This window comes from Streptomyces sp. XY431, assembly GCF_001279805.1.
In the GTDB taxonomy this organism is placed as follows: Bacteria; Actinomycetota; Actinomycetes; order Streptomycetales; family Streptomycetaceae; genus Kitasatospora; species Kitasatospora purpeofusca.
Genome location: NZ_LGDO01000018.1, coordinates 20,107 through 29,857 on the forward strand (window position 1 = coordinate 20,107; position 9,751 = coordinate 29,857).

9 protein-coding genes are annotated in these 9,751 nt (G+C 74.8%); 6 read left to right on the top strand and 3 right to left on the bottom strand.

Annotated elements, in window-relative coordinates:
* Positions 1–384 precede the first annotated feature (384 nt).
* Positions 385–1,047 carry an RNA polymerase sigma factor gene (locus ADK60_RS03405; RefSeq protein WP_079008011.1) on the top strand — a complete coding sequence of 221 codons (663 nt, stop codon included), beginning with the start codon at positions 385–387 and terminating at the stop codon, positions 1,045–1,047.
* 45 nt (positions 1,048–1,092) lie between these two features.
* Positions 1,093–2,148, top strand: coding sequence for a hypothetical protein (locus ADK60_RS03410; protein WP_053643110.1), 1,056 nt, complete (start codon positions 1,093–1,095; stop codon positions 2,146–2,148).
* A 149-nt stretch (positions 2,149–2,297) separates the two neighbouring features.
* On the opposite strand, the gene ADK60_RS03415 is transcribed toward ADK60_RS03410, so the two are convergent.
* Positions 2,298–3,731: a cation:dicarboxylate symporter family transporter gene (locus ADK60_RS03415; RefSeq protein ID WP_053643112.1), complete on the bottom strand. Its 1,434-nt coding sequence runs from the start codon at positions 3,729–3,731 to the stop codon at positions 2,298–2,300.
* Between the two features lie 219 nt (positions 3,732–3,950).
* Between ADK60_RS03415 and ADK60_RS03420 the strand changes: the two genes are divergently transcribed.
* Both ADK60_RS03420 and ADK60_RS03425 read left to right on the top strand, forming a co-directional pair.
* Complete coding sequence (locus tag ADK60_RS03420; protein WP_053643113.1) at positions 3,951–5,684, top strand: sensor histidine kinase; 1,734 nt, start codon at positions 3,951–3,953, stop codon at positions 5,682–5,684.
* Entirely contained in the window at positions 5,681–6,484 is an 804-nt protein-coding gene (locus ADK60_RS03425; protein WP_053643115.1) for a response regulator, read from the top strand. Before ADK60_RS03420 ends, ADK60_RS03425 begins: the two co-directional genes overlap by 4 nt.
* Positions 6,485–6,541: 57 nt before the next feature.
* On the opposite strand, the gene ADK60_RS03430 is transcribed toward ADK60_RS03425, so the two are convergent.
* Positions 6,542–6,949, bottom strand: a complete 408-nt coding sequence (locus tag ADK60_RS03430) for a MarR family winged helix-turn-helix transcriptional regulator (protein WP_053643125.1) — start codon at positions 6,947–6,949, stop codon at positions 6,542–6,544.
* 202 nt (positions 6,950–7,151) lie between these two features.
* Here ADK60_RS03430 and ADK60_RS03435 point away from each other — a divergent pair, with 202 nt between their 5' ends.
* On the top strand, positions 7,152–7,535 hold the full coding sequence (locus ADK60_RS03435) for a hypothetical protein (RefSeq protein ID WP_053643117.1): 384 nt from the start codon (positions 7,152–7,154) through the stop codon (positions 7,533–7,535).
* A 100-nt stretch (positions 7,536–7,635) separates the two neighbouring features.
* On the opposite strand, the gene ADK60_RS03440 is transcribed toward ADK60_RS03435, so the two are convergent.
* The gene (locus ADK60_RS03440) at positions 7,636–8,001 is read right to left on the bottom strand and encodes a PH domain-containing protein (protein WP_045938034.1); all 366 of its coding nucleotides are present in this window, start codon (positions 7,999–8,001) and stop codon (positions 7,636–7,638) included.
* Between the two features lie 286 nt (positions 8,002–8,287).
* Between ADK60_RS03440 and ADK60_RS03445 the strand changes: the two genes are divergently transcribed.
* Positions 8,288–9,712 carry a diaminobutyrate--2-oxoglutarate transaminase family protein gene (locus tag ADK60_RS03445; RefSeq protein ID WP_079008013.1) on the top strand — a complete coding sequence of 475 codons (1,425 nt, stop codon included), beginning with the start codon at positions 8,288–8,290 and terminating at the stop codon, positions 9,710–9,712.
* The last annotated feature ends 39 nt before the right edge of the window (positions 9,713–9,751 follow it).

A 9,751-nucleotide genomic window follows, 5' to 3' on the forward strand; every position in this document is an offset into this window, starting at 1 on the left:
GGCCTCCGCGCGGAGTCCGCCCGGCCCGGGGGCACCGCCCGGCCCGGGCCGTTCCGGAGTGCGGTCGTCTCGGGGGTCGGTCGTCCCGGCCGATGGGAATCCGAACGCCCGTGCGCCCGGCCGCCGTTGGCGCATCGCCTGCGGGTGGGTACTCGGAGCACTTTGCAAAGTGCTGGTGCGACTTTGCAAAGTGCTCCGGGACTTTGCAAAGTCGGCTCGGTGTCGCCCCGGAGCCCCCTCCCGCCCCCTCTTGCCCCCGCATGCGAATGGCTGCGGAACGGTGGGACGACGAACTATGATGTGATGTGCGTCACAAGACCGTGCGGCCGACGGGCCGATATCCACCGACCGGGCCTTCGGGGTGCCGATTTCCGAGGGGGCGGGATGGGAATCACGGCCGGATGCCGAGGCGGGGCGGATCCGCGTCCGCGTCCGCGCCCGTCGGCCGAATCGGCGGAATTCGACCGGGTGTTCACGGCAATGCTGCCCAGGCTCCAGCGTGCCGCCGTGCGCATGCTCGGGGACCCGTTCGGCGCGGGTGACGTTGTCCACGAGGCGTATCTGCGGATTGCCCGGAATCCCGCCCGCTTCCTCGGCCATCCCCGGCCCTACGCCTACGCGTTCACCGCAATGGCGAACGTCGTGCGCGACGAGTGGCGCCGCGATCGCCGCCGGCTGCTCCCGTACGAGGCGATCGAGGACATCGGGCCGGCCGGCGGGTGCGGCGATGGGTACGACGATCCGTCGGGCGGCGGGGTGGCCGAGCTGCAGGCGCACTGGGAAGTGGTGCGACTGCTGCGCCGTCTGACGGTGAAGCAGGCCCGGGCGGTGCTGCTGGTCGACCTCGACGGTTACAGCCTGGAGGAGGCGGCCGAGCTCCTCGGAGTGCACCGCTCCACCCTGGCGGTCACCCGGCGCCGGGCGCTGGACCGACTGCGGAATGTCCTCGAACAAGAATGCGAGTCACCCGCCGGGTCCGGGGCCGGGCCCGGACCCCCGCCCGGGCATGTGCCAGGGGCGCGCGCGGGGTCCGACGCACCGGTCTGACGGCAAGTCAGCTCAGCTCCGGCCTCGCCCCGTACGCTGCAAATCGTGATCACGTACGAGGAGCATCGGCTCCGCTCCCTGGTGGACGAGGGCCGTTGGATCGAACTGCTGGGCGCCTACCGGCAGGCCCGTGCCGCCGCCGTCGCGCTCGACCTGGCGGACGGCGACCTGGTGGACGGCGGCCGGGCAAACGGAGGCCGGGCGGGCGGCGGCGGGGCGGCCGGTGCCTGGGCGGTCGCGGCCGCCCAGGGCCGGGCCGGCATCGCCACCGCCGCGCTCGGCCACCTGATCGCGTACGCCGCGCCGCCCGAGGTCGCCGCACGACTGTTCGACGCGGACGGCGGTCCCGGCACGGCGGCGGGGGTGGCCGACCACGACGCCGGGCCGCTCTGGGAGGTGCTGGCGACCCGGCACACCTGGCGGCGGCTCGCCCCGCTGCTCGGTCCGGCCCCGGTGCGGCGGCTGGTCGCGCAGACCCGGGTGCTGCTCGGCGAGGACCTCTCCCGGGGCGCCGAACCGGACCCCGAGGGGGTGCCGCTGCTGCTGGAGCCCTGGGAGTCGGTGGGACGGGCCGAGGGCATGCCGGTCCGGGAGTACCTGCGCCACGGCGGTTCGCGCAGCGCCCTGCTGACGCTGCCCGCCAGTCGGGAGGGGCTGGCCCGGGTGGAACTGCCCGAACCCGGCGCCCGGCTGCCGGGGCAGCCGGCCACCCGGGCGCTGGCGGAGCTGGCGGGCTGGGCGCGGACGGTCTGCGTGCGCGGACCGGCGGCGGGGGCCGCCGCCCAGCTCGCGCCGGGGCCGCTGGTCACCGGCGGGTACCTGCCGTTCGCCCTCGCCTGGCCGGCGCTGGTGCAGGCGGGCATCGCGGACCGCGCGCACGGAGCGGCCCACGGGCGGCTGGCGCTGTGGCGGGTGCTGACGGCGATGACCGGCGCGCAGCGGCCGGAGTCGGCGGACCGGGCGGAGGTCCGCGCCCTGGTCGCGCGGATGCGCTGCTTCACCTGGGACGATCCGGCCGACCGGCTGCGGCACCTGCACCTCGCGCTGGAGGACCCGGCGACCGGGCTGAGCTGGGCGGTCAGCGGCTCGGAGGAGGTCTGAGCGGGCCGTTCGCCCCCTGGGGGGAGCGGGTCTCGTGCCCGGCCCGAGGACCGCTCGGTCCCGGGACATGCGGGACCCCTGGTCCGGCGCCTTTTCCGGGGGGTTGGGCGGGGCGCCGGACCAGGGGAGTGTGAGGGTCGGGCCGCAGCTCAGGCGGCCGTCGTGGTGGTCGCCGTCGTAGTCGCCGTCGCGGCCGCAGCGGCGGTGGTGGCCGGGGCCGGGGCCGGGGCCGGGACCGGCGCGGCCGCCGGGGCGCCGTGCGGATCCGTGTCCAGCAGCGTCCGCTCGTCGAACGGCACCGCGCCCGCCAGCACCTGCCGGGCCCGCTCGCGGTCGAGCTCCCCGGTCCACTGCCCGATCAGCACGGTGGCGACGGCGTTCCCGGCGAAGTTGGTCAGCGCCCGGGCCTCGGACATGAACCGGTCGATGCCGACGATCAGCCCGACGCCGTCCACCAGGGCCGGCTTGTGCGACTGGAGCCCGCCCGCGAGGGTGGCCAGCCCGGCGCCCGTGACGCCGGCCGCGCCCTTGCTGGCGATCACCATGAAGACCAGCAGCGACAGCTGCTCGCCCACCGACATCGGCTTGTCCATCGCCTCCGAGATGAAGATCGAGGCCATGGTCAGGTAGATCGCGGTGCCGTCCAGGTTGAAGCTGTAGCCGGTCGGGACGGTGATGCCGACCACCGGGCGGCTGACGCCCAGGTGCTCCATCTTGGCGATCAGCCGGGGGAGGGCGCTCTCCGAGGAGGAGGTGGAGAGGATCAGCAGGAACTCGCGGCCCAGGTAGCGCAGCAGGGTGAAGATGTTGACGCCGGCGACCAGGCGCAGCAGGGTGCCGAGCACCACGACCACGAACAGGGCGCAGGTCAGGTAGAAGCCGATCATGATGACGGCGAGGCTTTTCAGCGCGGCCGTACCGGTGGCGCCGACCACCGCGGCCATCGCCCCGAAGGCGCCGATCGGTGCCACCCACATGATCATCGCCATGACCCGGAAGACCAGCCGCTGCACGTGCTCGATGCCGCGCAGCACGGGTGCACCGGCCGGGCCCATCGCCTGCAGGGCGAAGCCGGCCAGCAGGGCGATCAGCAGGGTCTGCAGCACCTTGCCCTCGGTGAGGGCGGAGAGCATGGTGGTCGGGATCATCCCGAGCAGGAAGTCGGCGGTGGACTGCGCGCCGCCGGCGGCGGCCTGGGCGTGGCCGGACTTGGCGAGCGCGGAGGTCAGGTGGAGGCCGCCGCCGGGCTCCAGCAGGTTGCCGACCAGCAGGCCGATGCCGAGGGCGACGGTCGACATGGCGAGGAAGTAGCCGAGTGCCAGGCCGCCGACCTTGCCGACCTTGGCGGCCTTGGTGACCGAGCCGATGCCGAGCACGATGGTGCAGAAGATGACCGGGCTGATCATCATCTTGATGAGGTTGACGAACCCCGTGCCGATGGGCTTCAGCTCCACCGCGAAGTCCGGTGCGGCCAGGCCCACCACGACGCCCGCGACGACCGCCGCGATCACGGCGAGGTAGAGGACGTGGGTGCGGTCCTTCGGTCTGGCGCCCGCGCCCGCCGCTGCTCCGGTGATCGACATCTGTGGCTCCTTCGCCCTGCTGTGCCCGGTAGCGCGTGCGCCTGTGGGGATGCGCTCATGGGGGTGCGCCGACGTGCGGTCCGGGGGCCCCGGGTGGTGGGCCGCTCCGACTATGCGGTCCGGGCGTGACGCGGGTCACGTTTGCGTTCATAGAGTTCACATCACCCCGTCCTCGCAGCGGGGTCCGCGCAGCCGGGGCCGTGGTGCACACTGACAGGCATGTCCGCGCGTACCCCTCTCCCGCCGCGCCGGCTGGTGCGCAGCCTGGCCGGACAGCTCTTCGTCGTCCAAGTGGTCATCGTCGCCGCCGTGGTCGCGGGCGGGGCGGTGCTCGCGTACCTGTTCACCGCCGGGCGGGCCGACGACGCGGCCCGCCGCCAGGTCACCGCCGTCGCCCGCGCCGTCGCCGACTCGCCGACCGTCCGCGACGCCGCCGGCGCGCCCGATCCGACGGCCGTGCTCCAGCCCTACGCCGAGCGGGTGCGGGTCGACACCGGGGTCTCCTTCGTCACCGTGATGGACACCGCCGGCGTCCGCTGGACCCACCCGCTGCCCGAGCAGATCGGGCGGCCCTTCCTCGGGCACATCGACTGGGCGCTCGCCGGGGAGACCCGCAGCGAGACCTACACCGGTACGCTCGGCCCGTCGGTGCGGGTGGTCACCCCGGTGCTGGACGAGCGGCACCGGGTGGTGGCCCTGGTCAGCGCCGGTATCACGGTGCAGTCCATCTCGGCCCGGCTGCGCGGCCCGCTGCTCGCGCTGGTGGGGGTCGCGGGGGCCGCGCTGGCCGTCGGCGGGATCGGCACCTACCTCGCCAACTCCCGGCTGCGGCGGCACACCCACGGCATGGGGCCGGCCGAACTCAGCCACCTCTACGAGTACCACCAGGCCACCCTGCACGCCGTCCGGGAGGGGCTGGTCCTGCTCGACCGCGAGCACCGGGTGGTGCTCTGCAACGACGCGGCGCGCGAACTCCTGGGCCTGGAGGGGGCGGTGGAGGGCCGCCCGGTCGACGGGCTGGGACTGCCGGACGCGCTGCTGGCGGCCGTCTCCGGCGACGCTCCGGTCCGGGACGAGGTCCATCTGACCGCCGAGCGGGTGGTGGTGCTCAACACCTCCACCATCGGCACCGGGCTCGGCCGCGTCCTCACCCTCCGCGACCACACCGAACTCCAGGCGCTGAGCGGCGAGCTGGACTCCGTGCGCGGCTTCACCGAGGCGCTCGGCGCGCAGGCGCACGAGGCCGCCAACCGGCTGCATGCCGTCGTCTCGCTGATCGAACTCGGCTGTCACCGCGAGGCGGTGGAGTTCGCCACCGCCGAACTCGCCCTCGCCCAGCGGCTCACCGACCGGGTGGTGGCCGCCGTCGGTGAACCGGTGCTGGCCGCCCTGCTGTTGGGCAAGGCCGCCCAGGCCGCCGAGCGGGGTGTGGAGTTGACGCTCACGCCGGACAGTTCGATCGACGACGGCGTGCTGCCGGCGCGACTGACCGCCCGCGACCTCATCACCGTCCTCGGCAACCTGATCGACAACGCCGTGGACGCCGCGATCACCGGCGCGGCCGCGAACCCCGGGCCCCCGGAGGTCACCGTCACCGCCCGGATCGACGGGGAGCACCTGCTGCTGCGGGTCGCCGACACCGGGGCCGGGATCGACCCCGGCGCGGTGGACGACGTGTTCCGGCGCGGGTGGAGCACCAAGCAGGACGGCCGGAGCGGCCAAGGAAGCGGCGACGGCAACCGCGACGGCAGTGGCCACGGAAGCGGGGCGGGAGACCGGAGCGGCCACGGGCGCGGACTCGGGCTCGCCCTGGTCGCCCAGGCCGCCCGGCGCAACGGCGGCACCGTCGAGGTGGGCCGGGAGCGCGGCGCGGTGCTCACCGTCCGGCTGCCGCTCTCCCGCCCGGCGCGCGACGGCGCGGGGGAGCGCGAGCGCGTGGCGGTGGCCCCGTGAACCGCGACACCGGCCGGGCCAAGAGCGCCGGAAGCGCCGAACGGGCCGAGATCTCCGTCCTGGTGGTCGAGGACGACCCGGTGGCCGCCGCCGCCCACACCCTCTACGTGGAGCGCGAGCCGGGATTCCGGGCCGTCGGCACCGTGCACGGCTGCGCGGAGGCGCTGCGCTTCCTGGAGCGGGCCCGGGCCGCCGGGCGACCCGTCGATCTGCTGCTGCTCGACCTCTACCTGCCCGACGGGCACGGCCTCCAGCTCTGCGGCACCCTGCGCGCGGCCGGGCACGCCACCGACGTCATCGCGGTCACCTCCGCCCGCGACCTCGCGATGGTCCGCCGGGCCGTGTCCGCCGGCGTGGTCCAGTACCTGCTGAAGCCGTTCGCGGCCGCCGCCCTGCACGACCGCCTGGAGCGCTACGCCCGCTACCGGGACACCCTCGCGCGGACCGGGTCGGCCACCGGGCAGGACGAGGTCGACCAGGCGCTCGCGCTGCTGCGGATGCCCGAACGCACCGCCCTGCCGAAGGGGTTGAGCGCTCCGACGCTGGACACCGTGGCCGGGGTGCTGCGCGCGGACCGCGCCGGCCTGTCGGCCGCCGCCGCCGGTGCGGCGGCCGGTGTCTCGCGGATCACCGCCCGCCGCTACCTGGAGCACCTCGTGGACACCGGCCTCGCCGTCCGGGAGCCCCGGTACGGCACGGTCGGCCGGCCGGAGCTCTGCTACCGCTGGACGGGCGGCTCCGGCGGCTCCGGCGGCTCCGGCGGCTCCGGCGGCTCCGGCGGCACCGGGGGACGGGGGTAGGGGCGGGCGACCCGGCAGTCCGCCGGGCCCGCCGGTGCCCTCCGGGCGGCGCCCGACTCAGTCCTGCCCCTCGCTCTCGACCGCGGCCTCGTACGCGAGCAGGGTGTCGACGAACAGCTTCCGCTGCTCCGGCGTGAGGGGCGCCAGGGCCTTGCGCCACGCGGCCGCACCCGGGGCGAGCCAGGACGTGATCGCGGGCTGCTGATCTGCGGCGATGCCGATGATCCGCCGGCGCCGGTCCGCCTCGTCCTCGCGCCGCTCCAGGATTCCCTTCCGGCTCAGGTCGCCGACGAGCAGGCTCACCGTCGTCGGTGCGACCTCCAGGCGGGCCGCCAGCTCGTTCACGGTCATCGGCCCGTCGAGGAGCAGGTAGGCGAGCAGCGAGAGGTGGCGCGGCGCCAGCGCGAGGGACTGCAGTGCCTCGGGCACGGGGATCTTCTTGACCCGGCCCACCATCCGGGGCATGAGCAGGAGCAGCGCCCTGACGGTGTCGTCGACCCCGCCGTCGACCCCGCCGTCGCCGTCGCCGTCACTGCTCCGGGCAGGGCCGTGCGCCGTGGGACTTGACATGGCACACCCCTTTCTATTTATCTTTGAGGCCAAAGGTATTTTGCTGGCAAAGCCAGCTGCTGCCATCCTATGGACCGCTGTGAACGGAGTCGCCACCATGCCGCACTACACCGTGCACATCCGCGAGGAAGCCCTCGACGGGACCGTGGAACCGAAGCTGATCAGTGCCCTGGCCGACGCGGTCGGCGCCGTCTACGGACAGGAGTTCCGCCGCCTCGTCGGGGTCGACCTGATCGGCGTCCCGCAGCACCGGCGCGGCGTCGGCGGCGACCCCGTCGACCACGACGCGCCCCTCGTCACGCTCAGCATGCGCGAGGCGGCCTACCACGTGCCCGAGGTGCCGGACGCTCCCGCCCGCCTGGTGGTCGCGACCACCGACGCCCTGGCCGGGGTGCTCGGCGAGGCCGTCCGCGAGCAGGTCGTCGTGACGATCGTCGGCGTCCCCGACGGCCGCACCGGAGTCGGCGGCGCGGTGGCCTGACCGGCCCGCGCGGGCCGGGCCCGTGCGGGTCGGACCCACGGGGGCCGGACCGATGTGGGCCGGACCCGCGACGGTCGGCCGCCCGTGGTCGTGGCGCGGGTCAGCGGGTGACGAACTGGGTGAGCAGGGCCTGGACCTCGTAGATGTCGACGCCCTTGGTGAAGTTCTTGGATATCGGCAGCGCGGCGCCCGAGACCCAGATCTTCAGCTCGGCGTCCAGGTCGAAGGTGCCGGCGGTCTCCACGGCGAAGTGGGTGATCGAACGGTAGGGGATCGAGTGGTACTCGGTCTTCTTGCCGGTGATGCCCTGCTTGTCGATGAGGATCAGCCGGCGGTCGGTGAACAGGAAGGTGTCGCGGACCAGCTGGTAGGCGGCGTGGACCTGCTCGCCCTCGCCGAACAGCCGGGCGAACTCCTTCTGGGCCTCGCCGTTGTCCACCCGGTGGGCGTTGCCGAACAGTGCCATGCCGACTCCTCTCGCGGGCGCCCGGTGCGGCGCCTGGGGCCCCGAGTCTGACACGCCGACGATCATGGTGTCCGGACGGCCCCGGGTCGAACCCCGGTGGTCCCCTGGCGGCCCCCGGTCGACCGAGAGGTCTCGGTCGTGACCTCCCGACCGTGACTTCCCGACGGCCCGCTCGTTGACGGAACGGACGGGTTGTCACTCGCAAGGGTGGTTCCGGTGCCCCCGGACGGATCGGGACAGGGCAGACAAGTAAGGTTAGGCTCACCTAATTTTTTGGGAGTCCGCCTTGACGCTCGCCGCTGAGCCCGCCACCGGTCCGACCGTCCCCCGCGCCGCCACCGTCCCGGCGGCGGGCCCGGCGCCCGCGCCCGCCGCCGGGACGGCATCCCCGGCGAGCGCCGTCCTGCGCCGCCAGCGCCTGCGCGAGTCCGCCGCCCGCACCTACGCGCGCTCGTTCCCGATCGTCCCCGTGCGCGCCAGCGGCATGACCGTCGAAGGCGCCGACGGCCGCCGCTACCTCGACTGCCTCTCCGGCGCCGGCACCCTCGCCCTCGGCCACAACCACCCCGTGGTCCTGGCGGCGATCCGCCGCACCCTCGACAGCGGCGCCCCCCTCCACCTGCTCGACCTCGCGACCGCCGAGAAGGACGACTTCACCACCGCCCTGTTCGAGAGCCTGCCGCCCGCCTTCGCCGACGGGGCGCGGGTGCACTTCTGCGGGCCCGCCGGGACCGACGCCGTCGAGGCCGCGCTCAAGCTTATGCAGACCGCGACCGGCCGTTCCGGCGCCCTCGCCTTCACCGGCGCCTACCACGGGATGACCGCCGGCTCCCTCGCGCTCACCGGCAACGTCGCCGTCAAGGAACCGCTGCCCGGCGGCGGCGAGGTCGTCCGACTGCCCTACCCCTACGGCTACCGCTGCCCGTTCGGGGTCGGCGGGGCGGCGGGCGCCGAACTGTCGGCCACCTACGTCGAACGGCTGCTCGACGACCCGGCCGGCGGCGTCGCCCCGCCCGCCGCGATGGTCCTGGAGGCCGTCCAGGGCGAGGGCGGCGTCGTCCCCGCACCGGACGACTGGCTGCGCGCCATGCGCCGGATCACCGCCGAGCGCCGCATCCCGCTGATCGTCGACGAGGTGCAGACCGGCGTGGGCCGCACCGGTGCGATGTGGGCGGTCGAGCACAGCGGGATCGTGCCCGACGCGATGGTGCTCTCCAAGGCGATCGGCGGCAGCCTCCCGCTCGCCGTCGTCGTCTACCGGGAGGAGTACGACGGCTGGCGGCCCGGCGCCCACACCGGCACCTTCCGCGGCAACACGCTGGCCATGGCGGCCGGAGCCGCCACACTCCGCTACGTCGCCGCCAACGGGCTGGCCGAACGGGCGGCGGTGGTCGGCGACCGGATGGTCGAACGGCTGCGCGCGCTGGCCGGGGAACTCCCCGCGATCGGCGACGTGCGCGGACGCGGGCTGATGATCGGCGTCGAACTCGTCGACCCGACCGCGGAGCCGGACGCCTGCGGGGCCCGGCCGGCCGCGCCCGAGCTCGCGGTCCGGGTCCGCGAGGCCTGCCTGGCACGCGGGCTGATCGTCGAACTCGGCGGGCGGCACGACGCCGTCCTGCGGCTGCTGCCCCCGCTCACCGTCACGGACGAGCAGGCGGCCGCGGTGCTGGACCGGCTCGCGGACGCCATCGCGGCGGCGTCGGCGTGAGCGGCGGCCCGGGAGGAGGGGGCGGGTTCGGGGCCGGGG

Coding starts and splice junctions, on each gene's coding strand:
- ADK60_RS03430 (WP_053643125.1), bottom strand. CDS start 6,949: ATGCCCCGGATGGTGGGCCGGGTCAAGAAGATCCCCGTGCCCGAGGCA.
- ADK60_RS03405 (WP_079008011.1), top strand. CDS start 385: ATGGGAATCACGGCCGGATGCCGAGGCGGGGCGGATCCGCGTCCGCGT.
- ADK60_RS03420 (WP_053643113.1), top strand. CDS start 3,951: ATGTCCGCGCGTACCCCTCTCCCGCCGCGCCGGCTGGTGCGCAGCCTG.
- ADK60_RS03415 (WP_053643112.1), bottom strand. CDS start 3,731: ATGTCGATCACCGGAGCAGCGGCGGGCGCGGGCGCCAGACCGAAGGAC.
- ADK60_RS03435 (WP_053643117.1), top strand. CDS start 7,152: ATGCCGCACTACACCGTGCACATCCGCGAGGAAGCCCTCGACGGGACC.
- ADK60_RS03440 (WP_045938034.1), bottom strand. CDS start 8,001: ATGGCACTGTTCGGCAACGCCCACCGGGTGGACAACGGCGAGGCCCAG.